Below are 18,872 nucleotides of genomic sequence, written 5' to 3' on the forward strand. Positions count from 1 at the left end.
TATTTAATCAACGTTCAGCGCGTCATCAACCAGATCTTGCTGTTGTTTCTGGTGTACGGACATATAGCCAACGGCGGGTGATGCAGACGCCGGGCGTCCTGCGTAACGTAAAGAAGCCCCAAACGGAATCACTTCACGGAAATGGTGCTGACTGCAATACCAGGCTCCCTGATTCAGCGGCTCTTCCTGACACCACACGAAATCGTGAACATGGGCAAACGATTCCAGCGCAGCTTGAACGGCCTGATGCGGGAACGGATAAAGCTGTTCGATACGGACGATCGCGACATCTTTTTGCTCGTTCTTGCGACGCTTTTCCAGCAAATCATAGTAGACCTTACCGGAACAAAGCACGACACGCTTCACGGCTGCCGGATCTAATTCTTCTACTTCACCAATCGCCGGCTGGAAGGAACCATTTGCCAGTTCATCCAGTGAAGATATCGCCAGCGGATGGCGCAACAGCGATTTCGGTGACATGACCACCAGCGGACGACGCATACCGCGCAGCGCCTGACGGCGAAGCATGTGATACACCTGTGCTGGCGTTGACGGAATACAGACCTGCATGTTTTGCTCAGCGCACAATTGCAGATAACGCTCCAGTCTAGCAGATGAGTGCTCTGGGCCCTGACCTTCGTAACCGTGCGGCAGCAGCATGACCAGACCACACATCCGGCCCCACTTCTGCTCACCGGAGCTGATGAACTGATCGATAACGACCTGCGCACCGTTGGCGAAGTCACCAAACTGCGCTTCCCAGATGGTCAGGGTGCGTGGTTCTGCGGTCGCATAGCCGTATTCAAACGCCAGAATCGCCTCTTCAGACAATACGGAGTCCCAAACATTGAACTCGCCCTGCCCGTTGTGTACGTGGTTCAACGGCGTGTAGCTGGAACCATTTTTCTGGTTATGCACCACAGCATGGCGATGGAAGAACGTACCGCGACCGCTGTCCTCACCAGACAAGCGAATCGGAATGCCTTCATCGACCAACGTGGCGTAAGCCAGCATTTCTGCCCCGCCCCAGTCAAATGGTTTGTTGCCCGCAGCCATTTCGGCACGGTCGGTATAGACTTTGGCAACACGAGGATGGATTTCAATCCCTTCTGGCACTTCGCTGATACGCTTTGCCAGTTCCTGCAAACGTTTCATTTCCGTTGCATGCGGATAAGGTTCATCCCACTCATGGTTCAGATACGGCGTCCAGGTAAAGGACTGCATATCCATCTGACGCCATTCTTCCACCACGCATTCACCCGCATCCAGCGCATCGCGGTACAGGTTGACCATCTCGGTGGCATCTTCCAGCGTGATGGATTTTTCCTGCTCCAGACGATCGGCGTATACCTTACGCGGCGTCGGGTGTTTCTTGATCTTCTGGTACATCATCGGCTGCGTTGCACTTGGCTCGTCAGCTTCGTTATGACCATGACGGCGATAACAAATCAGATCGATGAACACATCGCGCTTAAATTCATTACGGAAATCCAGCGCCAGACGCGTAACAAACGCCACCGCTTCCGGGTCGTCTGCGTTAACGTGGAAAATCGGTGCCTGTACCATTTTACCGATATCGGTACAGTACTCGGTGGAACGGATATCCAGCGGGTTAGACGTGGTGAAGCCGATACGGTTGTTGATAACAATACGCAGCGTGCCGCCAACTTCGTAGCCACGCACCGTCGACATATTCAACAGTTCCTGAACCACACCCTGACCACTGACTGCCGCATCGCCGTGAATGGTGATTGGCAGAACACGTGGACCACTCTGGCTATTCAGACGATCGAGACGCGCACGTACCGAGCCCGTCACTACCGGACTGACAATCTCCAGGTGCGATGGGTTAAACGCCAGCGCCAAATGCACCAGACCGCCAGCCGTCTCGAATTCAGACGAGAAGCCCTGGTGATATTTCACGTCACCGGTGCCCAAGTGTTCTTTATGCTTACCGGCAAATTCGTCGAACAGATCCTGAGATTTTTTGCCCAATACGTTGATCAGCACGTTGAGGCGGCCACGGTGTGCCATCCCCAATACCACTTCGCGAGTATCGTTTGCACCCGCATGGCGAATCAGCTCTTTCAGCATCGGAACCAGTGCATCACCGCCTTCCAGCGAGAAACGCTTGGCGCCAGGATATTTGGCACCCAGATAACGCTCCAGCCCTTCAGCTGCGGTTAACTCTTGCAGGAAACGACGTTTCTCTTCCAGAGAGAATGACGGCTGCCCCATTACCGATTCGATACGCTGCTGGATCCAGCGTTTCTCTTCCGTACTGGTCATGTGCATATATTCCGCACCGATAGAACCGCAATAGGTGCGTTTCAGTGCGTCATACAGATCTTCCAGCTTCATGGTGTCTTTGCCAATGGCAAAAGACCCCACGTTGAAAGATTCCTGTAGGTCATCCTGCGTCAGATTGTGGTAATCCAGATCCAATTCTGCAACAGGTTCCTGCGGGCGCAGGAAGATCGGGTCAAGGTTAGCTTGCTGATGTCCACGGAAGCGGAACGCATTGATCAGCTGCAATACCTTGACCTGCTTAGCATCAATATCGGGATCGGTGACTGACGAGGTAAAGCGCGAAGAGTCTTTCGCCAGACGGCGGAAATATTCACGCGTTTTGGAATGGAGTTGATCCGGTTTGACCCCACTCGTAGGCAATTGCTGGAAGATAGAGCGCCAGCTATGTTCGATCGAGTCAGGATCGGTTAAAAAATCTTCATAGAGTTGCTCTATGTAGGACTGATTCGCACCCGCCAAATAGGAGGAATCCAGCCAGGCCTTCATCGCGCCGTTCTGCATTATGATCCCTTAAGCTAATAAGCTTCAGTTTTCGCCGTGGTTAACATGTAATTAGTATCCGTATATTGTTCGCCGTAAAAACGGTTCACTTGTCGTACTTCGGTACGCGCTTAGGGTATCCATCCCCCCTAAGGAACCTTTAAAAACCGGTTCGGGCGCGTAAGCCGGTTTTTAAAGGTTTCCTGCGCTCCCTCTGAAGAATAGCAACTTCAGAGGGAGATACATGTTTTACTACTTAATCTTTATGCAATAACACGTTACGTACTGATTATCCGTTACGCGCTGCGGTGCAACAGCATAGATTTAATATGGCCAATAGCCTTAGTCGGGTTCAGCCCTTTCGGACACACGTTGACGCAGTTCATGATGCCGTGGCAGCGGAAGACGCTGAATGCATCGTCCAGATCGTCCAGTCGTGGATTACTTTCCGTATCGCGACTGTCAATCAGGAAACGATACGCCGCCAGCAGCCCCGCAGGTCCAACAAACTTGTCAGGGTTCCACCAGAACGATGGGCAAGACGTTGAACAGCAGGCACACATGATGCATTCATACAACCCATCCAGTTTGGCACGTTGTTCTGGCGATTGCAGATGTTCGCGCGCCGGCGGATTTTTCCCATTATTCAACAGGTAAGGCTTTATTTTCTCATATTGAGCATAGAACTGCCCCATGTCCACTACCAAATCACGCACAACGGGTAATCCCGGTAAAGGACGGATAACAATTTTGCCTTTTCCACGCTGTAACGCGGAAACAGGCGTAATACAGGCCAGCCCGTTTTTACCGTTCATGTTAACGCCGTCAGAACCACAGACGCCTTCACGGCAGGAACGACGAAATGAGAGCGTCGGATCCTGTTCTTTCAGCAGCATCAGCGCATCCAGCAGCATCATGTCGCGGCCTTCTTCCGCCTCTAACTGATAATCCTGCATCCGCGGAGCATCATCAACATCCGGGTTGTAACGATAAATAGAAAATTCGAGTTTCATCGTTTGATCTCCGCGATTAATAAGTACGTATTTTCGGCGGGAACGCCGGACGCAGTTTAGGCTGCATGTTCACCTCACGGCGCGTCATGCTGTCGGTTTGCGGCAGATACAACGAATGGCACAACCAATTTTCATCATCGCGTTCTGGGTAGTCGAAGCGACTGTGCGCGCCACGGCTTTCGGTACGGAAGTTAGCCGATACCGCTGTCGCGTACGCGGTTTCCATCAGGTTATCCAGCTCCAGACACTCGATACGCTGGGTGTTGAACTCGCTTGAGGTGTCATCTAAACGCGCATTTTTCAGGCGTTCACGAATCACTTTCAGCTCTTCCAACCCTTTCGCCATCGCATCACCTTCGCGGAAGACCGAGAAGTTATTCTGCATACAGGATTGCAGCGCCTTGCGGATTTCAACCGGATCTTCCCCTGAACGGGTATTGTTCCAGCGGTTCAGACGGTCGAGCGAGGCTTCAATATCGGATTCGCTGGCATCACGGCTTTCGCCCTGCTCGTTCAACGACTCTTGCAGATGAATACCCGCTGAGCGACCGAATACCACCAGATCAAGCAGCGAGTTACCGCCCAGACGGTTAGCACCATGAACCGAGACGCAGGCAATTTCACCCACAGCAAACAGCCCTGGAATCACCACATCTTCGCCTTTCTCATTCACCGTCAACGCCTGACCGCTCACTTTGGTCGGAATACCGCCCATCATGTAGTGGCAGGTTGGGATAACAGGAATCGGCTCTTTCACTGGATCGACGTGAGCAAATGTGCGAGACAGCTCCAGAATGCCCGGCAGACGGGATTCCAGAACATCTTTACCCAGATGGTCCAGTTTCAGCTTGGCGTGTGGTCCCCACGGGCCTTCACAGCCACGGCCTTCACGAATTTCGATCATAATGGAACGGGCAACCACATCACGGCCAGCCAGATCTTTCGCGTTTGGCGCATAACGTTCCATGAAGCGTTCACCGTGTTTGTTCAGCAGGTAACCGCCTTCACCACGGCAACCTTCTGTCACCAGCACACCCGCACCAGCAATACCCGTTGGGTGGAACTGCCACATTTCCATGTCCTGCAACGGAACGCCAGCACGCAGCGCCATGCCCACACCGTCACCTGTATTAATGTGTGCATTGGTGGTGGACTGGTAAATACGGCCCGCGCCACCAGTTGCCAGTACAGTCGCTTTCGCTTTGAAATAGACCACTTCACCGGTTTCGATACAGATCGCCGTACAGCCGACAACCGCGCCATCCTGATTCTTCACCAGATCGAGGGCGTACCATTCGGAGAAGATAGTGGTGTGATTTTTCAGGTTCTGCTGATACAGCGTATGCAGCAGGGCATGACCGGTACGGTCAGCCGCCGCCGCAGTACGCGCGGCCTGCTCGCCGCCAAAGTTCTTGGATTGACCACCGAACGGACGCTGATAAATACTGCCATCATCCAAACGGGAGAACGGTAATCCCATGTGTTCCAGTTCCAGAATCGCTTCTGGGCCGGTTTTACACATATATTCAATGGCGTCCTGATCGCCAATGTAGTCCGACCCTTTTACGGTGTCGTACATATGCCATTCCCAGTTGTCCTCATGGGTGTTGCCTAGCGCGACGGTAATGCCGCCCTGCGCGGACACGGTATGGGAACGGGTTGGGAACACTTTCGATAACAGGGCACAGGACAGGCCCATTTGGGAAATTTGCAGCGCGGCGCGCATACCTGCGCCACCCGCACCCACAACAACTGCATCAAATTCTCTGACTGGCAAATTCATCACGCACCCCACACCACAATAGTTCCATAAATGACGTACACCAACAGCGCAACCACAATCGCCAACTGTAAAGTCAGGCGTAAGGCCAGCGGTTTAATGTAATCGGTCAGCACTTGCCACATCCCTATCCAGGCATGAACCAGAATGGAAAATAACGTTAGCAGTGTGAATACTTTGGTGAGGGCCATCGCGAAGAAACCACGCCATATTTCATACGTGATGTCGCCAGCCGTAGCAATAAAACCAATAATATAAATTACATACAGAACAATGACGATGGCGGAAGCGCGAATCAGTAACCAATCGTGTACGCCATTGCGTCCTAACGCAGAAGCATTGCTTACCATACGAGGACTCCAGCCAAAATTGAAAGCACGACAGTAATAATAAAGGAGATATTTGCAGAACGCTTACCTGCGGCAAAGTCTTCTTCTATATAGCCAAAATCCATCAACAGGTGACGTATACCACCAACAATGTGATAAGCCAACGCGACGAGGATGCCCCAAACGATAAACTTGACGATGAAGCTATCCATAATTTCCGCAGCGCGCAGGAACCCTTCCTCGGAAGAAAGAGAAGTGCCTAACAGCCACAGTAAAATACCGACAGCGACAAAGGTGATAACGCCGGAGACGCGGTGAAGAATAGATGCTATCGCAGTAACGGGGAACTGGATCGTCTGCAATTCCAGATTGACAGGTCTTTGTTTTTTCACGGATTTGCCCACACAGCTTTTATTATTGTTTCTTCCTCCGGGCCTGATGTGAGGTCAGACAGCATGAAAGTTACGGCCCTGAAAAGTGGGTTTACGATACGCGCTCAAACATCGACATTCCGGTGTCTAAACAGCGCATGATCCTTTCATACTGGGTGCTCCTACTGCAGGGTGATTCCGGAGACCTGTCGGCAGTATAGGTACTTCACATTCCCATTACAATTCCCATACAAACTGTTTGGTGACATTTGCCCCGAACAGTGATTTAGATCACGAATTTCACAATTTATATAAAATTAATTATCTGATTTGACAAAAGTTCAACATTTCAATTACAACTAGGGGATTGAATTCCTTATGATGTGTTAAAGCACAACGGCGACACTTCCACACTGGCGTAACTTATGTAACAGTGGGGAGAGTCCACGTAAAAGTCATAGGTAATGACTACAATCTATTCAGAGCACAACTCATTTATCTGAATATCGTTAATTACCTGGAGAACGAATTTTTCATCCTGAATGCGGCTATCCGCCTTACTCTGTATCCTATTTGACGACTGTGTCACGACAGAGTTTCACCGGCCATTATTCGCCCGGTGTACAGGCATGACGGTATTTCTTCAGTGAGAATATTTAAAATTAAAGCGCTAAGGAGACTGTAAATGGCTGATAAGAAAGCAACACTTACTCTAGAGGGTAAAGATCCAATTGAGCTAAATGTCCTATCAGGTACATTGGGGTATGATGAGATTGATATTCGTCCCCTCGGTTCTAAAGGTTACTTCACATTTGACCCCGGCTTTACCTCTACCGCATCTTGCGAATCCAAGATTACCTATATCGACGGCGACGAAGGCATCTTGCTACATCGTGGCTTCCCGATTGCCCAACTGGCTGAAAAATCGAATTATCTTGAAGTTTGTTACATCCTGCTGTTCGGCGAAGTCCCGACGGTAGAACAGTATGAAACCTTCAAGACCACCGTGACGCGTCACACCATGATCCATGAGCAGATTACTCGTCTGTTCCACGGTTTCCGTCGTGATTCACATCCAATGGCCGTATTGTGCGGCGTCACGGGTGCACTGGCGGCGTTCTATCACGATTCACTGGACATTAACATTGAGCGCCACCGCGAAATCGCGGCCTACCGCCTGCTGTCCAAAATGCCGACCGTTGCAGCAATGTGCTACAAATACTCACTGGGTCAGCCGTTTGTTTATCCGAAAAACAACCTGTCCTACGCCGGTAACTTCCTGCACATGATGTTCTCCACCCCTTGTGAAGAATATGTTGTGAATCCGGTGTTGGAACGTGCCATGGACCGTATCCTAATCCTGCATGCCGATCACGAACAAAACGCCTCGACGTCTACCGTGCGTACCGCAGGTTCATCAGGTGCGAATCCATTTGCCTGTATCGCCGCGGGGATCGCCTCGCTGTGGGGACCGGCACACGGCGGCGCGAACGAAGCCTGCCTGCGTATGCTGGAAGAAATCAGCAGCGTGGAGCACATCCCTGCGTTTATCGAACGTGCAAAAGACAAGAACGACTCCTTCCGCCTGATGGGCTTCGGTCACCGTGTGTACAAAAACCACGACCCGCGCGCTACCGTCATGCGTGAAACCTGCCATGAAGTGCTGAAAGAGCTGGGCAGAAAAGACGACCTGCTGGAAGTGGCGATGGAGCTGGAGCATATCGCGCTGAACGACCCGTACTTCATTGAGAAGAAACTGTACCCGAACGTGGACTTCTACTCCGGCATCATCCTGAAAGCGATGGGTATTCCGTCTTCCATGTTTACCGTTATCTTTGCGATGGCGCGTACCGTGGGCTGGATTGCGCATTGGAGCGAAATGCACGCCGACGGCATCAAGATTGCCCGTCCACGTCAGCTGTATACCGGCTACGACAAACGTGACTTTACGTCCAATCTGAAAAACGATTAATCCATTCAGTACAGGCAAAAAGGCCGGATATCACATCCGGCCTTTGTTTTTATCCTACACTGATTTTCAATGGTGATTGAAATACGGATAATCAGCGCAGTTAGTCATGGAATACTTTCGTAAGGTAAACCTGTTTAGCGTCTTTATTAACCCAGATATAGAAGGTTGCCCCTTCAATCTCAGTACGCTTTTTCCACACATCTTCCTCCCCCTGCTTACGTTTCTGCTGCTCATATCCTAATGTTGTGAGGTACGTTTTTAGCAGAGTCGTGTCAGAGGTATCATTAAAAATGATAGCATTTGATGGCGCATAACCATCACCGGGCACATATTCAAAAGCGTAATTGCTCGATATCCTTGGGGCCTTGCGGATATCTTCATCGGTGAACGCATAGTAGGTAAAATACTCACTTTCAGTATACGTTCTTATCTCCGTGGAACCCGACACCACAATAAATATAAATAACATCCCAACCATTGCCGCAGGAACCAAAAGCAGTAATAGATATTTGATTACTTTCATGCCCGAACTCTTCCACCTTTGGTTTTGTTAAATTCTAGTGTTGTACCGTCATCCGTTAGAATGTTAACTACGCCAGAAGTAAAATCATTCCATGGTCGAACCCAAGTCATAAAGTGAGGTAGATTTGCTATATAAGGTGTATGTCGTATACAAGCATCTTGCGGATCAGGAAAAATAATAGGGCGGAAACCCTGATTCTTATGGGAGCCAATGGCACCATAAAAATCCCAACGCCTAAGCGCTGCATCACGGCTTACAGGGCGGACACGATAAGAATATTGGCCAGGAATTAATGCGCGATAAAATCCCAACAGATCTGAAACCAAATCCTCACCACTGAATCCACTATCTGTATACCATGAGAATAGATCATATTGCTGTTTTTCAAATCGAGGGGCAATATTCATAAGCATCGCAAGCATTATGCTATTGATATCGTCTCGGCTTCTCCCGCTCTTGATTTCCCATCGATTGAACTTTCCTATACCAACGTTATGACCGAATTTTTTGTATCGCATATCTTGGCGATACATAACGCGATAACTCTTTTCTCCAGAGCTTTCACCGGCCAAAAACTGCTGTTTTAATTCAACAATATCGTCTCCCCTTGCATGGCCCATATCAACCCAGCCCAGCAATTCGGTATAAACAATACCTGATTTGAGCCTATCAAAGAGAGAACCGTCCCTAATGTCACTTCTATTACTCATACGAAATCCTTTTCAATTAATCTAAAAACTGCACAGCGCCCTTTAACTCTGGCAGTGCGGGCACCAATAAAACGGGCGTGATGACAGCATCGTTCTTTCAATCATTCCGCCGCAGCGCTCACAGCGATCCCCTTCACGATGGAAAACCTTGAACGAAAAAATCGCCCCGTGATGTCGATTCTCATCAACAGTGCCACGCGTGTTGTAGGACAAACGGGGAATATCCAGCAGCGCGTGACTCAACGTCTGTAACTGTTCCTCATTCAACTGCGCTGCCGTGTGTTGGGGGGCTAACTGTGCCTGCCAGAGAATCTCGACGCGCAGATAATTCCCCAGTCCAGCAAGAAATGCCTGATCCAGCAGCAACCCACTAAACTGGCGACGGCGAAAGCGCGGTAATAACAGACGCTCACACACCTGTTCCGGCGTCAGTGAGAGATCCAAGACATCAGGGCCAATACGTTGCAGGAAAGGATGCGTCGAGAGCATATTCGGCGTCAGCATTTGAATATCTGACGCGCTGTAAAGCAGAATAGCGCGATCCTGCGTTTCCAGCCGGACGCGCAAATCCCGCTTTGTTTCCGGTGATTCCCCCGCATTCACGACTCGCCACACGCCATAGAGCTGATTATGGCTATACAACACCCGATCGTTGCTAAAATAGGTCAGCAGCGCCTTCCCATGCGTTTCAATCTGCCTGACCTGTTGCCCAATCAATTCTGCTTCGTATGGCTTCAGTTCTGGAAACGCAAACCAGACACGCGTCAGCGTTTTGCCCACGACGGCCTCAACCAGCTTATCAGCCGCCCGACGAATTTCCGGTCCTTCCGGCATACTTTACTCCCTGAAAATCAGACGCCCTGGATAGGGCGTGATTAACCAAACGAAGAACTGATCCAGATTAATGTAATGAGCCGCCAGTCACCGCCACATCAACCTGCTGCACCAGCGATTGCTTGACCATCACTTCCAGCGCCGCCGTGACTAACGGTGTAGGCATGCTCGGTTCACCGGGGTGTCGTGCAGCCTGTTCCGGCGAATAGGGAATGTGAACGAATCCGCCGCGCACCACATCGCCCTGCTGATGTAACTGGTGTAAAAGTCCGTACATCACATGATTGCAGACAAACGTCCCTGCGGTTTGCGACACCGACGCGGGGATACCCGCCACGCGCAATGCCTGCACCAGCGCTTTCACTGGCAGCGTCGAAAAATATGCCGCAGGTCCGCCTTCTACCACCGGCGTATCAATAGGCTGGTTGCCCCGGTTATCCGCAATGCGGGCGTCATTAATATTAATCGCCACGCGTTCGACAGAAATATCAGTACGACCGCCCGCCTGCCCCACCGCGATCACCACTTCCGGCTGCCATTCGGCTATCGCGCGGTAAAGTTGTTCCAGCGATAGATCGAAGACGCAAGATAAACGGCAGGCCACCACGCGCACACCGCCAACTTCTCGCTGATGAAGTACTTTTACCGCTTCCCATGAGGGATTAATCGCTTCGCCCTCAAAAGGTTCAAACGCCGTGATCAAAACGGTTTTCATCGGTTATCCCCGTCATACAAAAAATAATGATTATGCCGCCGCAACCGCGATCTGATGCTGGCTAAAGCAGTTACGCAGCTTGCGGGCAAACAGCAGCGCGTGTTGCCCATCGCCGTGAATACATACGGTATCCGCTTGTACGTTAACCCAAGAGCCGTCGATCGCCCTAACCCGCTGGCGTTGAATCATCTCCAGCGTCTGCGCCAACGCCAGCTCATCACTGTTAATCAACGCTCCCGCCTGAGTGCGCGGCACCAGCGATCCGTCAGGCAGATAGCAGCGATCGGCGAACACTTCCTGACGCGTCTCCAACCCCAGCCGTTGCCCAGCGCGGATTAATTCGCTTCCCGCCAGACCGACTAAGCGCAACGCCGGATTCACCACCTTCACCGCCTTGGCTATCGCATCAGCCAGCGCCGGTTCACACGCCGCCTGATTGTAAAGCATACCGTGAGGCTTAACGTGCGACAGCTTGCCGCCTTCAGCCGCGACAATCGCACTCAGCGCGCCGAGCTGATACACCATCTGGGCAAAGACAATTTCCGCAGGCACATTCATCGCCTTGCGGCCAAAATTTTCACGATCGAGAAAGCTCGGGTGTGCGCCAAGCGCGACCCTATAACCGATTCCCCAACGCACTGACTGACGCATGGTTTGCGCATCACCGGCATGAAATCCACAGGCAATATTGGCTGACGTCACCAGCTTCAGCAGCGCTTCGTCATGCTCGCCGCCCTCACCCAGATCGGCATTCAGATCAATAATCATGCAGCCTCCACGCCAGCTGTTCGAGGTAACGCCGCTGTTCTTCGGCCGCTTTTTGCGCCTGAGCCTGCGTACAGTGAATAAAATGTATCGGCTCACCGAGTCGGATTTGTGCCAGATGGAATAAATCCGCTTCGATCACCGTCGCAATACGTGGGTAACCGCCGGTTGTCTGCGCATCCGCCAGCAGTACGATAGGGTGACCATTGTGCGGAACCTGCACGACGCCCGGCAGCAGCCCATGCGATGGCAGCTCGCGCGGTTTGCTACCCCGTAATGCAGCACGCTGTAGATCAGCGCCCAATAAACGGTAGCCCATGCGGTTACTTTGCGGGCTCAGTTGCCAGGACGTTCGCCAGAACAATTCCTGCATCTCTTCGCTGAATTCCTGATACTCCGGCCCTGGTAATGCCCGCACGCGGTTGCCGAACAACAGCTGCTTGATACCGACTTCTCGCGTCAGTTCGCGAGTTGGCGTACCCAGAGGAAGTTCATCGCCATCCATCAGCAAACGTCCGTCAAAGCCCCCAAAACCGGCTTTCAAGTCGGTACTGCGCGAGCCAAGCGCTTCCGGCACATCCACGCCGCCGGACAGCGCCAGATAGCTACGCATTCCGTTACGCGGCATGCGCATTTTCAACGTTTGTCCCGGCTTCACAGCGAAACGCCAGCCTGTCCAGAGTGGTTTTCCATCCAGTTCGGCATGACAGTCCGCACCGGTTAGCGCCACCCAGCAGGCGGTGGTGAATATTGCGGTAAACTTACCCAGCGTAATTTCCAGCGCGGCAGCATTCTCCGCGTTGCCCACTAGCAGGTTGGCCATTGCCAGGGCAGGCAGATCGAGCGCGCCTGACTGGCTGATACCCAAACGGCGAAAACCGACGCGGCCGCCGTCCTGCACCGAAGTATGCAATCCGGCATGAATAACCTTCAGCATACGCCCTCCTTCTGTGGCAAAAACCGAACGTTATCACCGGGACGTAGCAACGTTGGCGGCATCGTTTGTGGATTAAACAATTTCAGCGAGGTGCGACCAATCAGCTGCCAGCCACCGGGCGTCGCCAGCGGATAAATCCCCGTCTGTGCGCCACCAATCCCGACCGATCCTGCTGCCACGCGCAGGCGCGGCTCAGCGCGGCGCGGCATATGCAGTTTCTCGTTTAATCCGCCGAGGTAGGCAAAACCCGGCTGGAAGCCCAAAAAGTAAACCACATACTGTGCGGCTGCATGTGCTTCCACAACCTGACTCACTGTCAGGCCACTGTGAGCGGCAACCTCCACCAAATCCGGCCCTGCCTCTCCGCCATACACGACGGGAATGTCGATATCGCGTGGGTCAAACGCCAGCGATTCGCTCTCTTCCCACCAGCGCTGCAAGCGTTCAATCGCATCGAGCGCCACCAACTGCGGATGCGCCAACAGCACCGTCAGATTATTCATGCCTGGAATCGCTTCCAGCACCTCTTCATGATGGTTCAGGCGCTCGGCAAGCCCCCATATCCGCTGCTGGCTCTCCAGCGACATTGGCGGTTCCAGTTCCAGAACCACAGCTCTCTCACCCAGAAGATAACACCGTGCTCGTTGCAATCTTTCCTCCTGAATCGCGTTTTATCCGTTATGGTGAACATGGCTAAATGATTAGCGAGGCTTACTGTTCTATTTTCTTCTTAACAGCTAAGCAACAACGATGCCAATATCAAAAATGTGACATCATTCCTGTGCGGTACAGAGACTTTCAATCCGTCACGCGGGGTTAGGAATATCAATAAATGTCACATCAAAACCATGCTGTGCCGCCAGCCATTCGCCCAACGCTTTGATGCCGCCGCGTTCGGTGGCATGGTGTCCGGCAGCAAAAAAGTGCAGCCCCATTTCGCGCGCGATATGAATCGTTTGCTCAGACACTTCACCAGTAATAAACGCATCGACCCCGAAGCGGGCCGCTTGTTCAATAAATCCCTGACCGCCGCCGGTACACCAGGCCACGCGTTGTATCTGTTGCGGTGCATTATCCCCACAATGCAGCACGCTACGCCCCAGCCGTTTTTCTACACGGCGGCAAAAAGCATCTGCCGTCATGGGCTGCGCCAGTTCACCATACGGCACCAGCGGCTCGATCGCCCCCTGCACCTGAATCTCCAGCAGCGCCGCCAGCTGTGCGTTATTCCCCAGTTCCGGGTGTGCATCCAGCGGCAAGTGATAGCCGTACAGGTTGATATCATTGAGCAACAGCGTTTTCAGTCGGTTACGCTTCATACCACAGACAATCTGTGGTTCGTTTTTCCAGAAGTAGCCGTGGTGAACCAGAATCGCATCGGCCTGCTTTTCTACCGCCGCATCCAACAGCGCCTGTGAGGCCGTTACGCCCGTCACAATACGTTTTACCTCTGCACGCCCTTCAACCTGTAAACCGTTCGGTGCGTAGTCCTGAAACGTCGCCGTGCTCAGTTTCTCGTTAATGATTCTTTCCAGTTCCACATTACGCATACTTACTGTTCTCTTCTCGATCGTTATCCGCCATACCGATATTTTTGGCCGCCTCGAACGCCGCCAGCGTATCCTGACGCGCGGTTTTATGGTCGACGATTGGCAGCGGATAGTTCAGCTGATGGTGGTGTTTGTCAGCCCAGCGATGGGGCTGATGAATATCTTTATCCGGCACAGCGGCCAGTTCAGGCAGCCAGTGGCGAATAAACCGACCTTCTGGGTCGAAGCGCTCGCCCTGCGTTGTCGGGTTGAAAATACGAAAATAAGGTGCCGCGTCGGTGCCTGTTGACGCCGCCCACTGCCAGCCGCCGTTATTCGCCGCCAGATCGCCATCCAGCAGTTGCGACATAAAGTAGCGTTCGCCTTCACGCCAATCGATCAGTAAATCTTTGACAAGAAAACTGGCGCAAATCATACGCAGGCGATTGTGCATCCATCCCGTTTCATTCAGTTGACGCATCGCCGCATCCACGATCGGGTAGCCCGTTTTCCCCTGTTGCCAGGCGGCTAAATCTTCCGGTGATTCCCGCCATTTCACCCACTGCGTCCACGCGGTGAACGGTCGGTGTTTACACAGCTGCGGCCAAGAGACAATCAGGTGGCGGTAAAACTCACGCCAGACCAGTTCGTTAAACCAAGTGAATGCCCCGCCCTCACGCCGTTCCAGCATATCCGGACATTCGGCGCGCAGGCGGTTGAAGCATTGGCGCGGCGAAACTATCCCAAGCGCCAGATACGGAGAAATTTTGCTGGTGCCGGGTAGCGCCGGAAAATCCCGCTGCTGATCGTAATCCTGCACCTGTTCGCGACAAAAACGGCGCAGCTGCTGTAATGCCGCGCGTTCGCCGCGAGGAAAATCTTCACTATCCACTTCGCGCTGCGGATAGCTGAACGGTGCCAGTTCCACCGTGTTATCGATCGGCTCACCGCGTGCTTCCGGTGCCGGTACGCACGTCGTATCCGACTCCAGCAGACGTTTGATAAAGGCCTGGCGAAAGGGCGTAAACACCTTATACATTTCGCCGTTGCCCGTCAGCACGCTACCCGGCGGCAACAACAGGCTGTCATGATAACCGTGACAAACCACGCTATCCGCCAGCCGATCTTTCACCTGCTTATCACGCAGGCGCTCGTTGATTTCATACTGATAATTGTAGAAAAGATCGGTGGCCTGCTGCTGCGCACAAAACTGCACCAGCCAGTCAACCGACGCCGCAAAGTCAGCACATTCGTGGTAATGCAGCGGGATACCTTTTTCTGCCAGCGCCTGCTGTACCAGCGTCAGGTTCTCCAGCAGAAAGGCCGCCTGACGCGGAGCCATATCGTGCTTTTCCCACTGTACGGGCGTGGCGATAAAGACGGCAAGCACCGTCGCGTTCGGATCCTGACAGGCCGCGTACAGCGCCAGATTATCGGTAACGCGCAGGTCGTTACGTAGCCAGACTACATGCGTAACGACATGATGTGTAACTACATGCGTGGTCATGAAATTCCTCGGGCGGTCAAACTAGTGTCCGTAACGCAGGCGTAATGCCTCGGGGTACGGCTCAAAGTAACGCTGCTGAGCCAGATACGCATCGGGGTATTCCGCCATGTAATGTTTTAGCAACGTGATAGGTGCCAGTAGCGGCTGCAAGCCTTGTCGATAGCGATCGATGAGCTGCGCCAGTTCCTGTCGCTGTTGAGCGTTAAGCTGACGTCGGAAGTAGCCCTGCACGTGCATCAGCACATTGGTATGGTTGCGCCGCGTCGCAGGCTTCGACAACAGCTTCATTAGCCGCTTCCGATACTCAACGATGTAGTCTTCCAGCGATTCCCATTTATCGATCCCCGCAACAAACGGCCCCAGTTCGCGGTATTCCGGCTGGGAATGCGCCAGCAGCAGGAGTTTATAGCGGCTATGAAAGGCAATCAGCGCACCACGGCTCAGGCCGTTTTGCCATAGCTGATTCAGTTCGTGTAACGCATAAACGCGCTCAATGAAATTTTCTCGCAAGCCAGGATCCTGCAGGCGTCCGTCTTCCTCAACCGGTAGCCAAGGCATTTGCCGCATCAGCTCCTGCGTAAACAGGCCGATACCACTTTTACGCGCATCCTTTTGCGTTTCATTGTAAACCTTCACGCGCTCCATACCGCAGCTCGGCGATTTGGCGCAGACGATATAACCGCATAAGTGCTGAAGCTGACTGACTTTGTCAGCGGAAAACACCGTCATCTGCTGGGTAACATCCAGCGGCGAACCATTGCTGGCACGCATCGTGATATGGCTTTCCCCTTCTCGCACCAGCCTGAGTGCCGGACGCGGCACCGGTAAACCAATCGCCATTTCTGGGCAGACCGGTTCAAAACGAAAATAGGGTGCCAGTTGTTCAGCGGCAAACGTCAAACGCTTGTGTCCGCCATCAAATCGCACGGGATTACCGAGCAAACAGGCGCTGATACCAACAGGGATGAGTTCGAGCGTCATGATTTATCCTTACGCTTGTCATATATGGTTTGCCTTGATGGCATTCTGCAAACCCTCTGACCAGCATAGCGGATTTCACCACGATTCTGTGCAGTCGTAGCGAAGAATAAAGTAATAAATCATGAGATTGATGGATTATGTCGATCAAATAAGACGATTTTCTCTGCGAGCGAAATTGATATCCAAAACGTGCATCGCGAGTATCGTTTCGTCTGTCATCAAATAGCCTTATTCCCCCACTACAATCCCCATTCCGATATAGAGTCCCAAAGAGGATACCCCATGTTTTTTCCCCTGCTTTACTGGCGGGACGCTTTGCTATGGCCTTTAACTAGGCAACCCCAAAGCGCTCGCCCGATCCACCGATATCAAAATGGATATCACCTCCCGGTCTGGCACGGAGGTGATGATGACCACGACTGAATTCACCACGCCCGCCGCGATTGCGATCGACAAATTGTCCCACGCTTTCGCAGGCAAAACGGTTCTCGATTCCATCAGCCTCAATGTGCCAAAAGGCACCATTCTGGCCCTGCTGGGGCCTTCCGGCTGCGGCAAAAGTACGTTGCTAAAGCTGCTGGCCGGTCTGTTACAGCCGGATGTGGGCACCATTCATTTTGGCGATCGTCAGGTTGCTGGTCACCAGCTATCCCTGCCGCCAGAGCAGCGCAATCTGGGCATGGTCTTTCAGGACTACGCGCTTTGGCCACATATGACGGTTGCACAAAACGTCGGGTTTCCGCTGCTAATGAGGAAGGTTCCGCGCGATCTCTGCCGCCAACGGGTGGAAGTCACGCTAGCGCGCGTCGGTCTGGCTGATTTTGCCGATCGAAAACCTGCTGATTTATCCGGCGGCCAGCAACAGCGAGTCGCACTGGCGCGCGCCATCATCGCGGAGCCGAACATTCTGCTCTTCGATGAACCGCTATCCAATCTCGACCGGGATCTACGTGAATCGCTTTGCCAGGAGATGGCATCGCTCTTACGCCATCTTGGTACCACCGCCGTGTATGTCACTCACGACAGAGGCGAAGCCAACATACTGGCGCACCGTATTGTTCACATGTCGCAAGGCCACATTACTGATATCACCACACATTAACTTTGGGAAAAAACACAATGAAAAACAATCTGTTTACCATGAATCAACGAGGCATCATTATGGGTATAGCTCTCTCATTAGCGGCGGTAGCAGGCAGCGCACAGGCCCTGACGCTGTACACCGCCGGACCGGGAGCACTGGCGAAGAAACTGGCAGCAGGTTATGAAAAGCAGACTGGCGTGAAAGTTGATGTCTTTCAGGCGACAACCGGTAAAGTCATGGCAAGACTAGAAGCCGAACAGGCCAATCCACGTGCCGATGTTCTTATTTCTGCCTCCTGGGATACGGCGACAGATTTGCAGCAGCGTGGCTGGCTGTTGGAATTTGATAGCCCGAATGCGGCCACCGTGCCTGCACAGTTCAAAGCGCCTTTCTATGTGGCACAGGGCATTTCCGCATTGGGCATTGTCTGGAACAGCAAGAGTGGTACTCCAGAGCCCAAAGACTGGAACGACCTCACCAAACCTGAATTTAAAGATAAAGTCACCACGCCAGATCCCGCGCTGTCCGGTGCCTCACTCGATCTGCTAATTGGTTTGCAAAATGCGGAAAAAGATAAAGCCTGGGAGATGTTCGATCGCTTAAAAGCCAACGGTATGATCATCGCCGGCCCGAACGCACAGGCATTAACGCCGGTGCTGCAAGGCGCGAAAGCCGCCGTTTTTGGTGCCGTGGACTACGTTTCTTACGGCAGCATGGAGTCTGGCGAATCCATTAAAGTCATTTTCCCTTCCAGCGGCACCGTCATTGCCCCTCGCCCGATGATGATCCTGAAAAGCAGCAAAAACCAGCAGCAGGCAAAAGACTTCATCAACTACATGCTGTCGCCTGAAGGCCAGAAAGCAGTAGCGGAAGCCTGGCTGATGCCCGCGCGTCAGGACATTGATGCCAAGCGTCCTGTATTTAAGAACCTGACATTGCTGCCAGAAGGTGATAGCGCGTCAACGTCCCGTGCTGCCGTTCTCGATCGCTTTGCCACCTTATTTGGTCAGCGCTAAGCCTGTTCAGTCATGA

General features: G+C 52.6%; 18 protein-coding genes. 3 read left to right on the plus strand and 15 right to left on the minus strand.

The annotated features are described in order from the left end of the window. Window positions 1–3 precede the first annotated feature (3 nt). From sucA to sdhC, 5 genes are all read right to left on the minus strand, one after another. On the minus strand, window positions 4–2,811 hold the full coding sequence (gene sucA / locus K7X24_RS11860; protein ID WP_224555085.1) for a 2-oxoglutarate dehydrogenase E1 component: 2,808 nt from the start codon (window positions 2,809–2,811) through the stop codon (window positions 4–6). Window positions 2,812–3,086: 275 nt separating this feature from the next. Next, on the minus strand, window positions 3,087–3,803 hold the full coding sequence (locus K7X24_RS11865) for a succinate dehydrogenase iron-sulfur subunit (RefSeq protein ID WP_103860239.1): 717 nt from the start codon (window positions 3,801–3,803) through the stop codon (window positions 3,087–3,089). A 16-nt stretch (window positions 3,804–3,819) separates the two neighbouring features. Continuing rightward, the gene (gene sdhA / locus K7X24_RS11870) at window positions 3,820–5,586 is read right to left on the minus strand and encodes a succinate dehydrogenase flavoprotein subunit (protein WP_039482751.1); all 1,767 of its coding nucleotides are present in this window, start codon (window positions 5,584–5,586) and stop codon (window positions 3,820–3,822) included. After that, window positions 5,586–5,933, minus strand: a complete 348-nt coding sequence (sdhD, locus tag K7X24_RS11875) for a succinate dehydrogenase membrane anchor subunit (protein WP_010284997.1) — start codon at window positions 5,931–5,933, stop codon at window positions 5,586–5,588. The genes sdhA and sdhD overlap by 1 nt, the downstream gene beginning before the upstream one ends. Further along, window positions 5,927–6,316: a succinate dehydrogenase cytochrome b556 subunit gene (gene sdhC / locus K7X24_RS11880; protein WP_010284996.1), complete on the minus strand. Its 390-nt coding sequence runs from the start codon at window positions 6,314–6,316 to the stop codon at window positions 5,927–5,929. Before sdhC ends, sdhD begins: the two co-directional genes overlap by 7 nt. 652 nt (window positions 6,317–6,968) lie before the next feature. Between sdhC and K7X24_RS11885 the strand changes: the two genes are divergently transcribed. Beyond that, on the plus strand, window positions 6,969–8,255 hold the full coding sequence (locus K7X24_RS11885; protein ID WP_039472563.1) for a citrate synthase: 1,287 nt from the start codon (window positions 6,969–6,971) through the stop codon (window positions 8,253–8,255). Window positions 8,256–8,355: 100 nt separating this feature from the next. Here K7X24_RS11885 and K7X24_RS11890 read toward each other — a convergent pair whose 3' ends face one another. From K7X24_RS11890 to K7X24_RS11935, 10 genes are all read right to left on the minus strand, one after another. Then, window positions 8,356–8,778 carry a hypothetical protein gene (locus K7X24_RS11890; protein ID WP_211044452.1) on the minus strand — a complete coding sequence of 141 codons (423 nt, stop codon included), beginning with the start codon at window positions 8,776–8,778 and terminating at the stop codon, window positions 8,356–8,358. Next, window positions 8,775–9,488 carry a hypothetical protein gene (locus tag K7X24_RS11895; protein WP_211044453.1) on the minus strand — a complete coding sequence of 238 codons (714 nt, stop codon included), beginning with the start codon at window positions 9,486–9,488 and terminating at the stop codon, window positions 8,775–8,777. The genes K7X24_RS11890 and K7X24_RS11895 overlap by 4 nt, the downstream gene beginning before the upstream one ends. 42 nt (window positions 9,489–9,530) lie before the next feature. After that, on the minus strand, window positions 9,531–10,322 hold the full coding sequence (gene nei / locus K7X24_RS11900; RefSeq protein ID WP_224555087.1) for an endonuclease VIII: 792 nt from the start codon (window positions 10,320–10,322) through the stop codon (window positions 9,531–9,533). Between the two features lie 67 nt (window positions 10,323–10,389). Beyond that, window positions 10,390–11,037, minus strand: a complete 648-nt coding sequence (gene pcp / locus K7X24_RS11905) for a pyroglutamyl-peptidase I (protein ID WP_103970692.1) — start codon at window positions 11,035–11,037, stop codon at window positions 10,390–10,392. A 30-nt stretch (window positions 11,038–11,067) separates the two neighbouring features. Beyond that, window positions 11,068–11,805 (minus strand): 5-oxoprolinase subunit PxpA, encoded by a 738-nt coding sequence (pxpA, locus tag K7X24_RS11910; RefSeq protein WP_211023143.1) that lies wholly within the window; start codon window positions 11,803–11,805, stop codon window positions 11,068–11,070. Then, the gene (gene pxpC / locus K7X24_RS11915; protein ID WP_224555088.1) at window positions 11,795–12,739 is read right to left on the minus strand and encodes a 5-oxoprolinase subunit PxpC; all 945 of its coding nucleotides are present in this window, start codon (window positions 12,737–12,739) and stop codon (window positions 11,795–11,797) included. The genes pxpA and pxpC overlap by 11 nt, the downstream gene beginning before the upstream one ends. After that, complete coding sequence (gene pxpB, locus K7X24_RS11920; protein WP_103860234.1) at window positions 12,733–13,389, minus strand: 5-oxoprolinase subunit PxpB; 657 nt, start codon at window positions 13,387–13,389, stop codon at window positions 12,733–12,735. Before pxpB ends, pxpC begins: the two co-directional genes overlap by 7 nt. Window positions 13,390–13,545: 156 nt before the next feature. Continuing rightward, window positions 13,546–14,289 carry a type 2 GTP cyclohydrolase I gene (locus K7X24_RS11925; protein WP_039535907.1) on the minus strand — a complete coding sequence of 248 codons (744 nt, stop codon included), beginning with the start codon at window positions 14,287–14,289 and terminating at the stop codon, window positions 13,546–13,548. Next, on the minus strand, window positions 14,282–15,775 hold the full coding sequence (gene phrB, locus K7X24_RS11930; protein ID WP_224555089.1) for a deoxyribodipyrimidine photo-lyase: 1,494 nt from the start codon (window positions 15,773–15,775) through the stop codon (window positions 14,282–14,284). Before phrB ends, K7X24_RS11925 begins: the two co-directional genes overlap by 8 nt. A gap of 21 nt (window positions 15,776–15,796) precedes the next feature. Next, the gene (locus K7X24_RS11935; RefSeq protein WP_103860231.1) at window positions 15,797–16,756 is read right to left on the minus strand and encodes a YbgA family protein; all 960 of its coding nucleotides are present in this window, start codon (window positions 16,754–16,756) and stop codon (window positions 15,797–15,799) included. 409 nt (window positions 16,757–17,165) lie between these two features. Here K7X24_RS11935 and K7X24_RS11940 point away from each other — a divergent pair, with 409 nt between their 5' ends. Together K7X24_RS11940 and K7X24_RS11945 are read left to right on the plus strand one after the other, a co-directional pair. Beyond that, a complete protein-coding gene (locus K7X24_RS11940; protein ID WP_224555090.1) occupies window positions 17,166–17,858 on the plus strand; it encodes an ABC transporter ATP-binding protein in 693 nt (230 codons plus the stop codon). A gap of 17 nt (window positions 17,859–17,875) precedes the next feature. After that, the gene (locus K7X24_RS11945) at window positions 17,876–18,856 is read left to right on the plus strand and encodes an ABC transporter substrate-binding protein (protein WP_224555091.1); all 981 of its coding nucleotides are present in this window, start codon (window positions 17,876–17,878) and stop codon (window positions 18,854–18,856) included. Window positions 18,857–18,872 lie beyond the last annotated feature (16 nt).

This window comes from Pectobacterium versatile, from assembly GCF_020166435.1.
Taxonomy (GTDB): Bacteria; Pseudomonadota; Gammaproteobacteria; order Enterobacterales; family Enterobacteriaceae; genus Pectobacterium; species Pectobacterium versatile.